At 59.1% G+C, this 15,834-nt stretch carries 18 protein-coding genes; 7 read left to right on the top strand and 11 right to left on the bottom strand.

The genetic code is table 11. From position 1 onward, the window contains the following. The first annotated feature begins 40 nt into the window (after positions 1 to 40). Positions 41 to 682 (top strand): energy-coupling factor ABC transporter permease, encoded by a 642-nt coding sequence (locus GWQ27_RS04095; RefSeq protein WP_275906738.1) that lies wholly within the window; start codon positions 41 to 43, stop codon positions 680 to 682. Between the two features lie 97 nt (positions 683 to 779). Here GWQ27_RS04095 and GWQ27_RS04090 read toward each other — a convergent pair whose 3' ends face one another. The 5 genes from GWQ27_RS04090 to GWQ27_RS04070 form a co-directional block, all read right to left on the bottom strand. Beyond that, positions 780 to 1,304 (bottom strand): acyloxyacyl hydrolase, encoded by a 525-nt coding sequence (locus tag GWQ27_RS04090; protein WP_275906737.1) that lies wholly within the window; start codon positions 1,302 to 1,304, stop codon positions 780 to 782. A 362-nt stretch (positions 1,305 to 1,666) separates the two neighbouring features. Beyond that, positions 1,667 to 2,359, bottom strand: coding sequence for an ABC transporter permease (locus GWQ27_RS04085; RefSeq protein WP_005310139.1), 693 nt, complete (start codon positions 2,357 to 2,359; stop codon positions 1,667 to 1,669). Between the two features lie 3 nt (positions 2,360 to 2,362). Further along, a complete protein-coding gene (locus tag GWQ27_RS04080; RefSeq protein ID WP_275906736.1) occupies positions 2,363 to 3,103 on the bottom strand; it encodes an ABC transporter permease in 741 nt (246 codons plus the stop codon). A gap of 354 nt (positions 3,104 to 3,457) precedes the next feature. Beyond that, complete coding sequence (locus GWQ27_RS04075) at positions 3,458 to 4,231, bottom strand: ABC transporter substrate-binding protein (RefSeq protein WP_005310135.1); 774 nt, start codon at positions 4,229 to 4,231, stop codon at positions 3,458 to 3,460. 49 nt (positions 4,232 to 4,280) lie between these two features. Next, complete coding sequence (locus tag GWQ27_RS04070) at positions 4,281 to 5,051, bottom strand: ABC transporter ATP-binding protein (protein ID WP_005310133.1); 771 nt, start codon at positions 5,049 to 5,051, stop codon at positions 4,281 to 4,283. Between the two features lie 532 nt (positions 5,052 to 5,583). On the opposite strand from GWQ27_RS04070, the gene GWQ27_RS04065 reads away from it, so the two are divergent. Then, the gene (locus GWQ27_RS04065; RefSeq protein ID WP_034523538.1) at positions 5,584 to 6,486 is read left to right on the top strand and encodes a lysine exporter LysO family protein; all 903 of its coding nucleotides are present in this window, start codon (positions 5,584 to 5,586) and stop codon (positions 6,484 to 6,486) included. Between the two features lie 142 nt (positions 6,487 to 6,628). Beyond that, the gene (locus tag GWQ27_RS04060; RefSeq protein WP_275906735.1) at positions 6,629 to 7,249 is read left to right on the top strand and encodes an ACP phosphodiesterase; all 621 of its coding nucleotides are present in this window, start codon (positions 6,629 to 6,631) and stop codon (positions 7,247 to 7,249) included. A 53-nt stretch (positions 7,250 to 7,302) separates the two neighbouring features. Here the strand turns inward: GWQ27_RS04060 and GWQ27_RS04055 are convergent, their stop codons facing one another. After that, a complete protein-coding gene (locus tag GWQ27_RS04055) occupies positions 7,303 to 7,698 on the bottom strand; it encodes a DUF2069 domain-containing protein (RefSeq protein ID WP_111588653.1) in 396 nt (131 codons plus the stop codon). Then, positions 7,695 to 8,045 carry an arsenate reductase (glutaredoxin) gene (gene arsC, locus GWQ27_RS04050; RefSeq protein WP_058395753.1) on the bottom strand — a complete coding sequence of 117 codons (351 nt, stop codon included), beginning with the start codon at positions 8,043 to 8,045 and terminating at the stop codon, positions 7,695 to 7,697. Before arsC ends, GWQ27_RS04055 begins: the two co-directional genes overlap by 4 nt. Before the next feature lie 58 nt (positions 8,046 to 8,103). On the opposite strand from arsC, the gene GWQ27_RS04045 reads away from it, so the two are divergent. Further along, positions 8,104 to 8,583 (top strand): TlpA disulfide reductase family protein, encoded by a 480-nt coding sequence (locus GWQ27_RS04045; protein WP_275906734.1) that lies wholly within the window; start codon positions 8,104 to 8,106, stop codon positions 8,581 to 8,583. 195 nt (positions 8,584 to 8,778) lie between these two features. On the opposite strand, the gene GWQ27_RS04040 is transcribed toward GWQ27_RS04045, so the two are convergent. Then, on the bottom strand, positions 8,779 to 10,212 hold the full coding sequence (locus GWQ27_RS04040) for a M48 family metalloprotease (RefSeq protein WP_021138540.1): 1,434 nt from the start codon (positions 10,210 to 10,212) through the stop codon (positions 8,779 to 8,781). A gap of 149 nt (positions 10,213 to 10,361) precedes the next feature. Here GWQ27_RS04040 and GWQ27_RS04035 point away from each other — a divergent pair, with 149 nt between their 5' ends. Continuing rightward, the gene (locus GWQ27_RS04035) at positions 10,362 to 10,595 is read left to right on the top strand and encodes a sulfurtransferase TusA family protein (RefSeq protein ID WP_099992557.1); all 234 of its coding nucleotides are present in this window, start codon (positions 10,362 to 10,364) and stop codon (positions 10,593 to 10,595) included. Positions 10,596 to 10,620: 25 nt separating this feature from the next. Then, positions 10,621 to 11,691, top strand: a complete 1,071-nt coding sequence (locus GWQ27_RS04030) for an AI-2E family transporter (protein WP_021138538.1) — start codon at positions 10,621 to 10,623, stop codon at positions 11,689 to 11,691. 94 nt (positions 11,692 to 11,785) lie between these two features. Here GWQ27_RS04030 and GWQ27_RS04025 read toward each other — a convergent pair whose 3' ends face one another. Then, positions 11,786 to 12,586 carry an alpha/beta fold hydrolase gene (locus GWQ27_RS04025; protein WP_111588649.1) on the bottom strand — a complete coding sequence of 267 codons (801 nt, stop codon included), beginning with the start codon at positions 12,584 to 12,586 and terminating at the stop codon, positions 11,786 to 11,788. A gap of 225 nt (positions 12,587 to 12,811) precedes the next feature. Here GWQ27_RS04025 and ppk2 point away from each other — a divergent pair, with 225 nt between their 5' ends. After that, positions 12,812 to 13,627 carry a polyphosphate kinase 2 gene (gene ppk2, locus GWQ27_RS04020; protein WP_059113442.1) on the top strand — a complete coding sequence of 272 codons (816 nt, stop codon included), beginning with the start codon at positions 12,812 to 12,814 and terminating at the stop codon, positions 13,625 to 13,627. A gap of 105 nt (positions 13,628 to 13,732) precedes the next feature. On the opposite strand, the gene ugpC is transcribed toward ppk2, so the two are convergent. Together ugpC and malG are read right to left on the bottom strand one after the other, a co-directional pair. After that, positions 13,733 to 14,869 carry a sn-glycerol-3-phosphate ABC transporter ATP-binding protein UgpC gene (gene ugpC, locus GWQ27_RS04015; protein WP_005310112.1) on the bottom strand — a complete coding sequence of 379 codons (1,137 nt, stop codon included), beginning with the start codon at positions 14,867 to 14,869 and terminating at the stop codon, positions 13,733 to 13,735. 67 nt (positions 14,870 to 14,936) lie between these two features. Then, complete coding sequence (gene malG, locus GWQ27_RS04010; RefSeq protein WP_017412117.1) at positions 14,937 to 15,827, bottom strand: maltose ABC transporter permease MalG; 891 nt, start codon at positions 15,825 to 15,827, stop codon at positions 14,937 to 14,939. Between the last annotated feature and the right edge of the window lie 7 nt (positions 15,828 to 15,834).

The following is a 15,834-nucleotide window of genomic DNA, read 5'->3' as shown; positions in this document are numbered from 1 at the left end:
ACTGCCCGCCCAGCGCGCCATCACATGACAAGGAAATGCCATGAATGAAGGACAAGCGGCCGCCCTCCTGCTCTGGGTATTGCTGCTGATATTCAGCCTGCGTGGCCCCCTGCTGCGTACCCTGCTTGATCAACCCCTCTATCAGCACCTCTGCCTTGGCGGCGCCATCGTACTGGTCCCGCTCTGGACCTTGCGCGCCGGCCTGCATGAAGGGCTGGAAGTGCACTTTCTCGGCCTCACCAGCCTGACCCTGCTGCTGGGGTGGCGTCTGGCCCTGCTTGCTCCCTGCCTGACACTGCTTGTTCTGGGTTACTTCGGGGTTGCCCCCCTCGCCGATTTTGGCTGGCAGGCGCTGATTGGCATCGCCCTGCCGGTCGCTACCAGCTGGCTGCTGTTCCTGGCGAGCTGGGCCTGGATGCCCCGCCATCTGTTCGTCTATCTGTTCGTGGTCGCCTTTTTTGGCGGGGCGCTGAGCATCTCGGTCAAGATGATCGCCAGCGCCCTGCTGATGGGGATGAGCGGCGCCTATCCGTGGCATACCATCAGCGCCGACTACCTCTCCATCTGGCCGCTGCTGCTCTTCCCCGAAGCCCTGCTCAACGGCATGACCATGACTTTGCTTGCCGTCTACCGCCCCCACTGGGTCAACACCTTCTTCGATCGGGAATACCTGGGACGCTAAGCGCGTGCGCCATGCTTGCCTGCCTGCGACACAACACTCGCCCACAGACAGCAAAAGCCCCTGACGAGCAGGGGCCTGGCAACAAGAGGATCAGAGCTTAGAAGCGGTATTCGATATGCAGGGAGTGGGTATCCAGGCCGGGGTTTTGGTCATACATCTTGGCGTTGGACATGTGCTCATACTGATAGCCAATCAGCCAGTTCTTGGTGATCGCGTACCCCAGACCAATGCCGGAAGCAAACTGGAAGGGACCGCCGTAATCCTTGAAGCCATTGCCGCGATGGCCGAACTCATGCTCCGCCAGCCAGAGCACCTCAGCCGGGATCCATACCACCCAGCTCCCCCACAGACATTCGGCGCGCGCCCCTGTGCCCAATCTGGCAGTGCGCTCATCCCCCACCTTCAGCATGCCGCCACGCACGCCCAGACCAAACTGGCAGCCAGAATCCCCCCAGCGCCAGAACATGTGATGGTATTTGACGTCTGCCGTGAAGATGCTGAGTTTCTCGTTTTCGGCGGGTGTGCCCAGTTGCAAGGCAACAATGTTGTCATTGGCGATGGCTCCGGTGCTGGCTATCAATGAAGCCAGCAGTCCCGAGAGCAAGAGTGTGTTAGCGCGCATGTCCCCTCCTACGTCCTTGTTATCCGGTGCGCCCCCTCAAACTCAAATGGGCACACCTCAGGAATAGTCAGTCGCAGTGGAGATTGTCAATATACCATGCATGTTTGGGCACAATGCTGCCAGCATAGGAATGTAAGCTGACAAGCTATCTGGATAGTTGGTAACCCCTTCATGCTCGGCACCAACTACACCAGCCAGAGGGGGCCTATTTTATGGCAATTTATATCGGAAAATATCTCGTTGCTGACCAAAATTATGGCAACTCACTGAGCAAATATTGGAAGGCCTGAATCCCGTTGTGGCGTTTTTTGTCTGACGACCGCAGTGATCATAGCCTTCCAGCAACAGCTCTAGATATACCGTTACAAGCTGCGGGGGCGCAGGTGGGCGTGCCAGCGTGCTTCCCACTTCTTGAACAGCCAGACGATGACGAAGGTGAGCAGCATGTAGAGCAGGCCAGCGGTCAGGAAGGCCTCGAACGGGCTGTAGTAGCGGGAGTTGATGATCCGCGCGGCGCCGGTCAGGTCGACGATGGTGATGATGCCAGCCACCGCCGAGCCCTGCAGCATGAAGATCACCTCGTTGCTGTAGGCGGGCAGCGCTCGACGAAACGAGTTGGGCAAAATGATGCGGGTGAGGGTTTGCCAGCGGCTCATGCCAAAGGCGTTGGCCGCTTCAATCTGCCCCTTGGGCATGTTGAGCACGGCGCCGCGCACTATCTCTGCGGTGTAGGCGCCGGTATTGAGGGTGAACGCCAGCAAAGCGCAGAACCAGGCTTCGGCAAACAGGGTCCAGGCTGCGCTGTTTTTCAGCCACTCCCACTGGGCTGCGCCGTAGTAGATGATAAAGAGCTGTACCAGCAAGGGAGTGCCACGAAAGAAGTAGATATAGGCCCAGATCGGCCCCTTGATCAGCCAGTTGCGACTGTTGCGCAGTATCCCCATGGGCACCGCCAGCGCCAGACCGAGTATGAGGGATGCCGCCACCAGCAGCACTGTGGTGTAAAGCCCCTGCCAGTAGGTAGGCCACTCTTTGAGAATGATTGAGAAATCCATGGCTTACCTCGTCTTTATCGCATAGTGACGCTCGGCCCACTTCAGTGCCGAGGTGGAAACCGCAGTGAAGATCAGGAAGATCAGCGCCACCGCCATGTAAAAGGTGAAGGGCAACTGGGTCGAGCCTGCCGCCAGGGACGCTTTGCGCACCATGTCATCGAGGCCGATGATGGAGACCAGCGCCGTGGTCTTGAGCAGTACCAGCCAGTTGTTGCCAAACCCCGGCAGAGCATGGCGCATCATCTGGGGAAACAGGACCCGCACAAAGACCTGAGTCGCCCGCATGCCAAAGGCGCGAGCGGCTTCCAGCTCCCCCTTGTCCACCGCCAGGATGGCGCCGCGGAATGTCTCTGTCATGTAGGCACCGAAGATGAAACCTATGGTGGCGACTCCGGCTGCAAACGGGCTGATATCGATGTAATCAGGCAGAAGGGAGACCCACTCCTGATTGGGATTGCTCTCAAGCAAGAAGTTGTTGTAGGTCTCGTTGACCCAGGTACAGACGCTGTTGATCAGCACCTGACCGCCGAAGAACAGCAGCATCATCAGCACCAGATCGGGAATGCCGCGAATGACGGTGGTGTAAGTGGTCGCAATGCCCCTGGCCCACTTGTAGGGCGACAGTTTGGCGAGCGCCCCCAGCATCCCCAGCAGCAGTGCCAGCAGCAGCGAGGCCAGCGCCACTTCCAGAGTGACCCAGGCGCCCTCCAGCAGGGAGGCTTCGTATCCTTTCAAATCAAACATATGCAGCTCCATTGCATATTGAGTGGGCTCGCCCCTCCCAAGCAGAGGCTCCATATTCTTTAAAACCACACATATGCAGCTCCATTGCAATCAAGCAGGCCCATCACTCCTTGCGGGAGATAACGGGCCCGATATGACGACTGACGGCAGTCAGCCTGTCGTTCCTGGTTCGCCGTCGGCACCGCAAGGACCCCAAGCCTCCTCCTGGCTCTTTCATACAAGGGAGGGAGTTTGCAACGCCTCCCCCTTGTGAAGGGGAGGCCAGGAGGGGGTTTTGATGATCCGCCGTAGACGACGTTCGGTTGTTATTCGCCGTAGACGTCGCTTTCTTACTCGCCGTAAACGACCCTCTGCTTATTCGCCGTAAACGTCGAACTCGAAGTACTTGTCGTTGATTTCCTTGTACTTGCCGTTGGCGCGCAGGGCCAGGATCGCCGTGTTGAATTTCTCTTTCAGATCCTTGTCAGCCTTGCGAACGGCGATGCCGGCACCCTCACCAAACCACTTGGGATCGGTCAGTTTCGGGCCGACGAACTCAAAGCCGTCACCGCCCTCTTTTTTCAGCAGACCATCCGTGATGGCAGCGGAATCGGCCAGCACATAGTCGACACGACCGGATTTCAGATCGAGGTAAGCTTCATCTGCGGTGCCGTAACGCTTGATGGTGGCGTTGGGAAAGTTGTCGGTGATGTAGGTATCCATGGAGGTAGCGCGTTGCACCGCCACGGCCTTGCCATCCATGAAGGCTTTGTCGAGTTGGACGTCAGTGCCTTTCTTGGCGGCGAAGCGGGCCGGAATGTGCTGGTACTTCTGGGTGAAGTCCACCTTCTTCTTGCGCTCTTCCGTGATGTCCATGGTGGCGATGATGGCGTCATATTTGCGCGACAGCAGCGCCGGTATGATGCCGTCCCAATCCTGTTTGACCAGGGTGCACTTCACCTTCATCTCTGCGCACAGGGCGTTGGCGATATCGATGTCAAAGCCTTTCACTTCGCCACTGGGCTCGGTCCAGGAGAAGGGAGGATAAGCACCTTCCACCCCGATCCGCACTTCTTTCCACTCCTTGGCCATCAGGCTACCGGAAGACAGGGCAGTCACTATGGCAGTCGCCAGCATCAGCTTGTTCATGTATCTCTCCTTGATAAAATCGTCGACTGTTAACGTTGGATCCCGCCCATCAATAGATGGAAGAGATAAATTGCTTGAACCGTTCCGATTTGGGATGGGCGAAAATCTCCTTGGGGTTGCCCTCCTCTTCCACGCGCCCCTGATGCAAAAACATTACCTTGTTCGACACATCACGGGCAAACGACATCTCGTGGGTCACCACCAGCATGGTGCGCCCCTCTTCGGCCAGCTCACGCATCAGGCCGAGCACCTCACCCACCAGCTCGGGATCGAGCGCCGAAGTGGGTTCATCAAACAGCATCACTTCGGGATCCACCGCCAGCGCCCGGGCAATGGCCGCACGCTGCTGCTGACCACCGGAGAGGTGGCCAGGGTAGTAATCCCGGCGCTCCCACAGGCCCACCCGATTGAGCAGATGCTCCGCCTTGGCAATGGCTTCGGCGCGGGGGATCTTCAGCACCTGGATAGGTACTTCGATGATGTTCTGCATGATGGTCATGTGCGACCAGAGGTTGAAACTTTGAAACACCATTGCCAGACGGCTACGGATACGCTCCACCTGACGCACATCCTCCGCCAGCCGCTCGCCAGCCCGGTTGGTTTTCATCCGGATAAGCTCGCCATGAAGCGAAACCGTGCCGGAAGAGGGTGTTTCCAGCAAATTGATACAGCGAAGAAAGGTCGACTTCCCCGAGCCGGAGGAGCCGATCAGGGAGATCACGTCTCCCTTGTGGGCGGTCATGTCGATGCCCTTGAGCACTTCGTGGGTGCCGAAATACTTGTGCAGTTCACGAACTTCCAGTGCGGCAACGTCGCTCATCCATTACAACCTTGTCTGTCCCTAGACGCCGCTACGGCGTGACTCAGCCATCGTCCATTTAACAAAAAGTTAACCGATGGCAACCTTCAGCGAAAATATCACTCGACTAGTCAAAAAACAATACAGAACGGTGGTCTTTGGTGTTTTGTCTGTATTTTTATTGGTCTAATCGGTATTTTTCAGCACTTTGTCTGCATAAAACCCTATCCAGACCAGTGCGGCAACACCGCCTTTTTATACCCACATCGCAAGGGTGGCAAGAAAATTCCTGCATCATGGTCATAACCGTACCCAAGCAGCTTTATTCACCCTACGGATGTTTGCATCTTGTTGAAAAGTGGGCTGACTCGTCGATTCTCCTGCTGCACCAAGGCGAGCCACTGCGCCACATCAGTGCATGGATTTGCACCAAAAACATAACAACTTGATAAAAAAGCCCCGGATGAAACATCCAAACTCACAGATATGTGACACAGAGCCAATAAGTAGTGATAAGGTGTCATTTTTATCAGTTTTTGTGATCGAGGCCCCGATGTTGCTCAATGTATTGCTGATCCTGCTGCCGCTGGCAATCGGCTATCTGATCCCCCTCTCTTCCGCCCGACTCATCAAGCTGGTCAATCAGTCGCTGGGCAAGATGGTCTATCTCATCCTGTTTCTGATGGGGCTGGGGCTCGCCTATGTGGAGAACCTGGGCAGCAATCTGGCGGTGATCTTCAAGGTGGCCGGTGTCATGCTGGCCGCAATTACCTTCTGCAACCTGCTGGCGCTCTGGTGGCTCGACAAACGCAGCCCGCCGACCCATGAGGCGAGTGACGCCAAGATGCCGAGCAAGCTGCACCTACTGTGGGAATCACTCCAGCTCTGCTTCGTGGTGCTGGGGGGCGTGCTGCTGGGGCTGCTGGTGGATCTACGGATCTTGCCCATCGACAAGTTGAGTGAGTGGGCCCTGATGTTGTTGCTGCTGCTGATCGGGGTGCAGATGCGCAACTCCGGCATGCGACTGCGCCAGATCCTGCTCAATCCCTGGGGCATGAAAATCGCCTTTACCGTCATCGTCAGCAGCTGGCTGGGCAGCCTGCTGGCAGCCCAGTTGCTCGGCATGCCATTCAGTCATGGCTTGGCGATCAGCTCCAGCTTCGGCTGGTATTCGCTGTCGGGCATTCTGGTGGCCGACAAGCTGGGGCCTGTGCTCGGCTCCGCCGCCTTTATCAACGATCTGGGTCGCGAGCTTATCGCCATTCTCATCATCCCCATGTTGATGCGCCGCCACCCCTCTGCCGCCATCGGCTACGGTGGCGCCACTGCGCTGGACTTCACCCTGCCGGTCATTCAGAAATCCGGTGGCATCCAGGTAGTACCTGTGGCGATTGTCTCCGGCTTTATCCTGAGCCTGCTCGGCCCCATCCTGATCCTGGGCTTCCTGGCCATTTAAACCTGCCAACCCCATCACGCCCGACCCGAGTGTCGGGCTTTTTTGTGCCAACTCCTTGGCGCCGGTTCGCCAGCCATAGGCAAGCAGAGCCGGATCCGCTAGGCTCACCCTCAGTTTTCATTTGCTGGTCAACCCTAGCCCCATGAATTATCTGGCTCATCTGCATCTGGCTGCCCATACCCGAAGCTCCCTCACCGGCAATCTGCTGGGGGATTTTATCAAGGGACCACTGCCAAGCGCCCTCACCCCCGAGTTCGACGAGGGGATCTGGTTGCATCGCAAAATTGATGCCTTCACCGATGCACACCCGGAGCACAGGGCGGCGGTGGCCTGCTTTGAGGCGCCCTGGCGCCGCTTTGGCGGCATACTGGTGGACATGCTCTACGACCACTGGCTCAGTGTGCACTGGCCACAATTTTGCGCAGAGCCTCTGCCCCGCTTTTTGCAGCACAGCTATGACCAGCTCTTGGCAGATCACCTGCTGCTGGCAGACGGCTTGCCAGCGGCACTGAAACGGATGGCGGAGCAGAACTGGATTGCCTCCTATCGTCACAAAGAGGGGCTGGGCCGTGCCCTCAACGGCATAGGCCATCGTCTGCGCCGCCCTGTGTTGCTCGGCGATGCCCTCACCACCCTGGATGAGATGGATTGGCACACCTGCGAGCTGGGCTTTCTGCGCTTCTATCCCCAGCTGATGGCATTTAGCGAGCAGCAGCTCGCCCACTATCGCGAGACGGGCGGCCACGCCGGATTGCGGCCATAAAAAACCGGCCCCAGGGGTCCGGTTTGCAGATAAAGGCGCACTGAACCAGTGCCTTATTTCTCTTCTTGTGACAGCTCACCCTTCTTCTTGCGAATGCTGAGGCCCAGCTCCCGGCCGCGCAGGCGGGCGTAATAGATGGTGCCGACAAACGCCAGTGTGGTGAACACCAGTTCAACCACAGCCAGCCAACGCTCCCCCTCATCCGTGGTGATCAGCGTCAGGGCGTGCAGGAAATAGGGCATCAGCACGAAGTTGCCCCAGGCGTGGGTGTAAGGGTTGCCCTGTGCTATGCCCTTGAGCGGGAACAGGAGCGGCACGGTCCAGATCACCGGCAGCAACCAGGGATTGAGGTCAGGGTGGGGGGAGAGAAACAGGTGCCAGAGGATGACCCAACCCAGCAGGCCAAAGAAGCCGACCAGGGTCAGCAGACGGGCGAAGCGAGTGGTCACTTGAGGATCTCCAGCACCTGCTCTGGGGGGCGGCCGATGCGGGCCTTGCCATCTTTGATGACGATGGGGCGCTCGATGAGCTTGGGATGCTGGTGCATGGCGCGAATGAGGGCATCGCCGCTCTGATCCGCCAGCCCCAGCTCTTTGTAGAGATCTTCCTTGGTGCGCATCAGCTGGCGCGGATCGGCAAAGCCCAGTTGGGTCAGCAGGGTGCGAATGACATCTTCACTCGGCGCCTGCTCCAGATAGAGCACCACATCCGGGGTGATCCCGTGTTGTTCCAGCAGAGCCAGGGTTTCACGGCTCTTTGAACAGCGCGGATTGTGGTAGATTTGGGTCTCGCTCATGGTAACTCCCTGATGTGGCAAGATGGGACAAGAAACGGCGCTATTGTAGGGGAAACGGATGGTCAGGGTAAGCGGCAGGGCACAGGAAATGAAACGAATTTGTTGGATGATTGTGGCGGCTCTGCTGACGGCCTGCTCCCCGGCCCCTGAGTTCAGCAACGGCCAGGGTCAGCCGGTGACGCTGGCGCAGTTTGCCGGCAAGCCGCTCCTGGTCAACTACTTCGCGCCCTGGTGCGCCCCCTGCCTGCGGGAATTGCCGCTGCTGGAGACACTGGCGCAGGAGGGCAAGATAGCCGTGGTGATCATCAGTTACGATCCCGCCACCCCAGCCGAGCTGGGGGCACTGGCCAGTCGGCATCACATCAAAGTCCCGCTGCTGATCGCCGATAAAGAGGCGCACCTCCCCTTCTCTCCCCCAACCGGGCTGCCCACCAGCTATCTGCTCGATGGCGAGGGCCGATTGCAAGAGGTGCTGGTGGGAGAGCTCGACGAGCAGAAGATTGCCGCCCTCAAGGTGCGGGCTGCACAATTTCGTTAGAGACGCTCCCCTCCCCTTGCCAGGGGAAACGCCGATGCGCCTTCCTGACATTTGAGCGTCTGAGACGCTTCTCTTTCATCACGAGTCTGCCGCCCCGCCCCCTTGTGAATGGGTGGCAGAGAAGAGTCTTCCGCCCGGAAAGAAAACGGGGCGCGCCATTGCTGGCGCACCCCGTTTCACCGTTTGTCTGAGTCATCACCCTTTCAGGCTGTCGAGATCCTTTTTCGCGCGCTCCAGCTCTGTGATGCGCGCCTCCAGTCTGGCCAGGGTCAGCTTGTCGCTGGTGGTGCCGCGGGCCACGATCAGCTCGTCGATGGCGGCTTGATAATCCCCGCGCAGGGAAAGCATCTCGGCGCGCGCCATGTGCAACTCTGTCATTCGGCCCGCCTTGCGATAGGCGTCGGAGAGCAGGTTCCAGGCCAGGCTGTTCTCTTCGTGATCCCGGGCATAGGGGTCCAGGATGGCGATGGATTTCTTGTAATCGCCCCCTTCCAGATAAGCGTTACCCAGGTTGACCACCACCACTTCGTTATCCGGCATGCGGGCGCGGAACTTCTCCAGCCGTGCAATGGCCTGGGCGCTGCGTCCCTTGGCGAGATCGATATCGGTCAGGGCATCGACCACGAACAAGTCTTCCGGATGACGGGTGGCCAGCTCCTGCATCAGGGTGTCAGCCTCATCGGTGCGCTTGAGTTGCAACAAGGCCAGCGCCTTGCCATAGGTGGCCGCATCCTTGAGGGGGTAATCCCCTTTTTGCAGACGACTGTCGAAATAGCTGAGCAGCGCCTGTGGGGTCTCGGTGCCATAGCGCACCTGAATGCGCACCTTGGCCAGCCAGAAGTCGAGGCTGGGGGGCAAGTTGCGGCGCCCATAGCTGTTGGCTCGGCCACGGGCCTCGGAGATCCGGGTCTCGGGCAGGGGGTGAGTGAGCAGCATCTGGGGCGGCTTGCTGGCGTAGCGATACTCGGCCGCCAGTTTCTGGAAGAAGTTGGCCATGCCCATGGGGTCAAACCCGGCGTCATACAGGGTCTTCATGCCGATCCGGTCCGCTTCATATTCGTTGTCGCGGGTGTAGTTGATGGCCGATTGCATCGACAATCCGAGGGTGGTCTGCAAGGCGGCGATACCGGCGGTGGGGTTGATCACCGCGAGCGCAATGGAGCCCACCAACCCGGCCAGGGTCATGGCGGAGCTGCTCGCCTGCGCCTCCATGTAGCGGGCGATGTGACGCTGGGTCACGTGGGTGATTTCGTGCGCCAGTACCGAGGCCAGCTCGCTCTCGCTGTCGGCATAGAGGAAGAGGCCGGTGTGCACCTTGACCCGACCGCCGAGGAAGGCGGCCGCGTTGATGCTGGGATCATTGATAAGGAAGAAGGTAAAGGGAAAACGCACCCCGTCGGCGTTGGTCAGCAAGCGCTGCCCCAGATCGTCTATGTACTGACTCAGCACGGGATCATCTATGATCGGCAAACCGGCCCGGGCGAAACGCATGAAGGCATTGCCATAGCGTACCTCCTGCTCGATGGGCAGGGCGGCCACCCCGGCGGTGCCTATGTCGGGAAGCTGATTGCTCGCCTGGGCATGGAAAGTGGCCCCCATCAGGGAAGCCAGCAGGGGAAGCGATGCCATCAAAGGGGAAAAGCGTGCCACGTTATCTCTATCTCCAATCAGACCCTACCGGGACACCGGCAGAATACCCTTGCCCCTCAAGGGCTACAAGCGTTGTTTCATGCTCTTATCACGGCCATAATAACCGCTTCATGCCCGATGGAGCCCCTATGGAACACCTCGATCTGACCCCCTGGCGCTGCCCCGAGCCGCTGATCCGGCTCAAGCTCTGGTTGCGTCAGGCGACGCCCGGTCAGTCCTTGTCCATCCAGCTGGCAGACCCGGGCTCCCGGCAGGATATTCCAGCCTACTTGCAACGCCAGGGGCACAACTTCTGGTTGCGACAGGAGCCGGACAATACGATCTTTTTGCAGTTGGTTGTCGGGGCCAAACAGCCATCATGAGCCCCAGTCACGAAAGGATACTGTCATGTTAGAAGTACTCAAGCGCTGGTATCAGACCCGTTTCTCCGACCCCGATGCGGTCACCCTCTTCCTGTTGCTGGTGTTCGGCTTTGCCGTGCTCTGGCTGTTTGGCAACCTGCTGGCTCCCATACTGGTGGCCATTGTCATGGCTTATCTGCTGGAGTGGCCAGTCAACCGGCTGCAACGGACCGGGCTCTCCCGCGCGCTAGCCACCACGCTGGTGCTGCTGCTGTTCATCGCACTGACAGTGATGGCCTTGCTGGGACTGATCCCGACCCTGGTGAGTCAGGGCATCAATCTGGCCAAGGAGTCTCCCTCCATGCTGGCCCATGCCCAGGACTATGTGCGCACCCTGCCAGACCTCTATCCCGAGATCATCGACGTCACCCTGGTCGAGACTGTGATAGACAACATTCGCCAACGCATCCTGAGTGGCGGCGAGCATCTGGTGAGCGCCTCCCTCAGCTCGCTGGTGAACGTAGTCGCTCTTCTTATTTACCTCATTCTGGTGCCGCTGATGGTGTTCTTCATGCTCAAGGACAAGCAGCCATTGCTCAGCGGGCTCACCCGCTTCATGCCGCGCAACCGGGCTCTGGTCAAGCGAGTCTGGACCGAGATGAACGGCCAGATCATCAACTATGTTCGGGGCAAGGTGATCGAGATCCTTATCGTCGGGGTGGCTACCTATATCCCCTTTGCCCTGATGGGACTGCGCTACTCCGCCCTGCTGGCGGTGGCGGTCGGCTTCTCCGTGCTCATTCCTTACATAGGCGCGGCAGCGGTCACTGTACCTGTGGCCATGGTGGCCCTGTTCCAGTGGGGATTCTCTTCTGATTTCGTCTGGCTGATGGTGGCCTATCTGGTGATCCAGGCCCTCGATGGCAACCTGCTGGTGCCTCTGCTTTTCTCCGAGGCGGTCAACCTGCATCCGGTGGCCATCATCATAGCCGTGCTGGTGTTTGGCGGCCTGTGGGGTTTCTGGGGCGTCTTTTTCGCCATTCCCCTCGCCACCCTGGTCAAGGCGGTGATCAATGCCTGGCCCAAGCGGGATGATCCTGCCCTGCCCGGCGTCTGAGGGCGCATGCACCTCTCCGGTGACAGAGGCAATCATGAAACGAAGAAGGGAGCCCACGGCTCCCTTCTTCGTCATGCAATAGCGGTTGTCGATATCAGAGCCCGGCCAGAAATGCCGTCAGGGCCTGATTGACGAAGGCGGGATTTTCCAGCGTGGAGATATGGCCTGCGGCCGGTATCTCCTTGAAGGGGCAACCCAGCACTTCGGCCATCAGATAACCCTCCAGCACGGGGCGCGCCTTGTCTTCGCAGCCGGTCATGACCAGCGCCGGCACCCTGATCTCTTCCAGCCAGTCGATACGGTCTTCCCGGGTCACAAAGCTGCGGCCCACCGCCACCATGGCGGCTATCTTCTCCCCCGGCCAGGAGGCAAGGCGTTCCTTGAACCCGTCTATCAAGGCCGCATTCGGCTGATTGGCAAAAAACAGCGGTGCCACCTGCTCCACTATGGGGGCCGGTATTGTGCCGAGCTGCCCAATCATGCCCAGCATGCCGAGGTAACGTTCACAGGTGATCTGGGGCTCGAGACCGACGAAGCTGTCCATCAGCACCACTCCCTTGAGACGGGTCGGTGCCATCCTGGCCAGCTCGACACCCCACATGCCACCGATGGAAAGACCCACCAGCACACACTCTTCGACCCCGAGGGCATCGAGCAGCGCCAGATGATCCCGGGCCAGGGTCGCCAGGGTGCAGGGACCTTCCGGCAACCGGTCGGAATCGCCATGGCCCCACAGCTCGGGCACGATACAGCGGTACTGGCCCTTGAGCGCGGCAATCTGCGGCGCCCACATGGCGCTGTCCCACAGGTAGCTGTGGCCAAACAACAGAACCGGGCCCTGCCCCTCGTCCAGATAGGCCATTTGGCGGCCCGCTATCTCCATAAATTGCTTCATGTTTTCTCCTGTTGCCAGCTGCTGATGATGAGACGGCAATGCAAATCGCCATAAATGGCGTCATGTTTTTTCTATTGCCAGCGGCTGATGAGGCGGCAGTGTAAATCGCCATGCTGTTTTGCTGCCAGCGACGGGGCGGCAGTGTAACACGCAGTCCTTGGCAGTGGCGCCTCCCTGGTGCAAGCTGAAGATGACTCAAGGAAAGGACTCAAAAAGGAGAAAGCCATGCCGAAGGAAAAGATCAAGAAGCGCCCGCGTCTGGACAAGAAGTGCTATGAGCATCACCTCACCCATCTGCAGGAGGAGCTGGTCAAGTTGCAGGAGTGGGTCAAGCAGGAGGGGCTGAAAGTGGTGGTGCTGTTCGAGGGACGCGATGCCGCCGGCAAGGGCGGCGTCATCAAGGCCATCACAGAACCGCTCAATCCCCGGGTCTGTCGGGTCACCGCCTTGCCCGCCCCCTCCGATAGAGAGCGATCCCAGTGGTATTTTCAACGCTATGCCGCCCACCTGCCCGCCGCCGGTGAAATGGTGCTGTTTGACCGTTCCTGGTACAACCGGGCCGGGGTCGAGCGGGTGATGGGGTTTTGCAGCGATGCGGAGTATCGCGAGTTTTTACGGGCCTGTCCCGAGTTTGAACGCATGCTGATCCGCTCAGGGATAACCCTGATCAAATACTGGTTCTCGGTCTCGGACGAAGAACAGGAGAAGCGTTTCAAGGAGCGGATCAACACCCCCATCAAGCGCTGGAAGTTCAGCCCCATGGACTTGCAATCCCGCTCGCGCTGGGTGGAGTACTCCCGCGCCAAGGATGACATGTTCACCTACACGGACACGGAAGACTGTCCCTGGTTCGTGGTCGATGCCGACGACAAGCGCCGGGCTCGGCTCAACTGCATCGCCCACCTGCTCGGCAAGGTGCCCTACGAGGCGATCCACTACGAACCCATCAAGCTGCCCCCCATCAAGACAGAGGGGTACGAACGCCCGCCGCTGGCCAGCCAGACCTTTGTACCCGACATTACCGCCGAGCTGGAGGCCTGATCACCATCACCCTGCCTGCCATGTTTCCCGAACGGCAGGCAATAAAAAGCCGGTCTGACGACCGGCAAAAAGGCATTGAATACTAAGGAAAACCAGCGCAAAAAATCAGGTACGAATGTACTTGGCGGTACGAGGGAACGCCTGCTCTTTGGCGTCAAACAGATAACAGGCTTCAGCCGGGATACCCACGCTGTAGGTCTGACCGGTTGCCACATCCACGTCCGAGGTGGCCTTGACGGTAAAGTCGTGACCATCCACATCCATATAAACGAAGGATTCCGCGCCCAGGTGTTCAGCCACCTGCACTATCCCGCTCACCTTGCTGTGAGCATGGGGGTGATCGAGCGGGAACAGATGCTCGGGACGAATACCCAGCTCTACCTTGTCACCGACCGAGCCACGACGGGCATCGACCCGCGCCCGCACCGTATCGCCGGAGGTGAGTTTGACCACACACTCCTGCTCGCCAATCTCCAGCAATTCGCCCGACAGGAAGTTCATCTTGGGTGAGCCGATAAAGCCCGCCACGAACTTGTTGTCCGGGTTGTGGTAGAGATCAAGCGGGGTGCCGAACTGCTCCAGGTTGGTTTGGGCCTCGCCCTTGAGCGGGCTCAGCACCACGATGCGGTTGGCCAGTGTCATGGCTTCCACCTGATCGTGGGTCACGTAGATGATGGTGGAGTTGAGCTCCTTGTGCAGCTTGGCGATCTCGATGCGCATCTTGACCCGCAGGGCGGCATCCAGGTTGGACAAGGGTTCGTCAAACAGGAACACCTGCGGCTGCTGCACTATGGAGCGACCTATGGCCACCCGCTGGCGCTGACCGCCGGAGAGCGCCTTGGGTTTTCTGTCCAGCAATGGCTCAAGCCCCAGGATTTCGGCGGCGCGCATCACCCGCTTGTGGATGTTCTCCTTGTCCATCTTCTTGAGCTTGAGGCCAAAGGCCATGTTCTCGTAGATGTTCATGTGCGGATAGAGAGCGTAGGACTGGAACACCATGCCGACGTTGCGCTCAACCGGCGGCACGTCGTTCATGTAACGACCGCCGATAGTCAGCTCACCGCTGGTGATGTCTTCCAGACCTGCGATCATCCGCAGCAGGGTGGACTTGCCGCAGCCGGACGGGCCGACGAAGACGATGAACTCCCCTTCCTTGATGGCCAGGTTGATGTTGCGCAGCGTGTCCTTGTGGACCGCCGGATCGTAGTTCTTGCGAACGTTGTTGAGTACTACTTCAGCCATGACGAGCTCCGCTCTTGAATCTTTGCAAATCGTGACGGCGGGGGAGTCAGCTCCCCCGGCCATAAACTTAACCTTTCACACCACCGGCGGTTAGGCCACCAACCAACCAGCGCTGCGCCATCAGGAAGACCACAGTAATTGGCAGCCCCGACAGGACGGCTGCAGCCGCAAAGTCACCCCACAGATAGTTCTGCGGATAGAGGTATTGCTGGGCACCGACCGCCAGGGTCAGGTTGTTCACATCCTGCAGCAGGATGGAGGCCACGGGCACCTCGGTGATGGTTCCGATGAAGGCCAGAATGAACACCACCGCCAGAATGGGGACCGACAGGGGCAACAGGATCAGACGGAACGCCTGCCACGGGGTCGCACCATCGATGGCTGCCGCCTCTTCCAGCGAGGAGTCTATGGTCTCGAAGTAGCCCTTGATGGTCCAGACGTGCAGCGCTATGCCGCCCATGTAAGCCAGGATAAGGCCACCGTGGGTGTTGAGACCCAACCAGGGCACATAGTCACCTATCTTGTTGAACAGCGCATAGATGGCCACCAGTGCCAGCACGGCCGGGAACATCTGGAAGATCAGCATCCCTTGCAATATGGTCTGCTTGCCGCGAAAACGCAGGCGGGCAAACGCATAGGCACAGGTGGTCGACAACGTCACTATCATCAGGGCCGTGATGCCGGCGATCTTGATGGAGTTCCACAGCCAGGTCAGCACGGGGAACGGCGGCGGCGTTATGCTGCCGTCGGCGTTGGTGATGGACATGCCCAGCGCCAGCTTCCAGTGATCCAGGGTCGGATCGGAGGGGATGATTTCCCCCACCGAGAAATTGCCGTTACGAAACGAGATGGCGATGACCATGATCACCGGGAAGATGATCAGCGCCAGGAAGGCCCACATGACCAGGTGGGTTGCCCACACCCGGTATTTGACTGATTTGGGTTGTACGATAGCCATTGAGAAG

The sequence above is a fragment of the Aeromonas sp. 5HA1 genome (genome assembly GCF_029237245.1).
Classification (GTDB): Bacteria; Pseudomonadota; Gammaproteobacteria; order Enterobacterales; family Aeromonadaceae; genus Aeromonas; species Aeromonas salmonicida.
The sequence above is the reverse complement of the archived record's forward strand: the minus strand, read 5'-3'. Positions and strand labels throughout refer to the sequence as shown.

Coding starts and splice junctions, on each gene's coding strand:
- GWQ27_RS04095 (WP_275906738.1), top strand. CDS start 41: ATGAATGAAGGACAAGCGGCCGCCCTCCTGCTCTGGGTATTGCTGCTG.
- GWQ27_RS04090 (WP_275906737.1), bottom strand. CDS start 1,304: ATGCGCGCTAACACACTCTTGCTCTCGGGACTGCTGGCTTCATTGATA.
- GWQ27_RS04085 (WP_005310139.1), bottom strand. CDS start 2,359: ATGGATTTCTCAATCATTCTCAAAGAGTGGCCTACCTACTGGCAGGGG.
- GWQ27_RS04080 (WP_275906736.1), bottom strand. CDS start 3,103: ATGTTTGATTTGAAAGGATACGAAGCCTCCCTGCTGGAGGGCGCCTGG.
- GWQ27_RS04075 (WP_005310135.1), bottom strand. CDS start 4,231: ATGAACAAGCTGATGCTGGCGACTGCCATAGTGACTGCCCTGTCTTCC.
- GWQ27_RS04070 (WP_005310133.1), bottom strand. CDS start 5,051: ATGAGCGACGTTGCCGCACTGGAAGTTCGTGAACTGCACAAGTATTTC.
- GWQ27_RS04065 (WP_034523538.1), top strand. CDS start 5,584: ATGTTGCTCAATGTATTGCTGATCCTGCTGCCGCTGGCAATCGGCTAT.
- GWQ27_RS04060 (WP_275906735.1), top strand. CDS start 6,629: ATGAATTATCTGGCTCATCTGCATCTGGCTGCCCATACCCGAAGCTCC.
- arsC (WP_058395753.1), bottom strand. CDS start 8,045: ATGAGCGAGACCCAAATCTACCACAATCCGCGCTGTTCAAAGAGCCGT.
- GWQ27_RS04045 (WP_275906734.1), top strand. CDS start 8,104: ATGGTCAGGGTAAGCGGCAGGGCACAGGAAATGAAACGAATTTGTTGG.
- GWQ27_RS04040 (WP_021138540.1), bottom strand. CDS start 10,212: ATGGCATCGCTTCCCCTGCTGGCTTCCCTGATGGGGGCCACTTTCCAT.
- GWQ27_RS04035 (WP_099992557.1), top strand. CDS start 10,362: ATGGAACACCTCGATCTGACCCCCTGGCGCTGCCCCGAGCCGCTGATC.
- GWQ27_RS04030 (WP_021138538.1), top strand. CDS start 10,621: ATGTTAGAAGTACTCAAGCGCTGGTATCAGACCCGTTTCTCCGACCCC.
- GWQ27_RS04025 (WP_111588649.1), bottom strand. CDS start 12,586: ATGAAGCAATTTATGGAGATAGCGGGCCGCCAAATGGCCTATCTGGAC.
- ppk2 (WP_059113442.1), top strand. CDS start 12,812: ATGCCGAAGGAAAAGATCAAGAAGCGCCCGCGTCTGGACAAGAAGTGC.
- ugpC (WP_005310112.1), bottom strand. CDS start 14,869: ATGGCTGAAGTAGTACTCAACAACGTTCGCAAGAACTACGATCCGGCG.
- malG (WP_017412117.1), bottom strand. CDS start 15,827: ATGGCTATCGTACAACCCAAATCAGTCAAATACCGGGTGTGGGCAACC.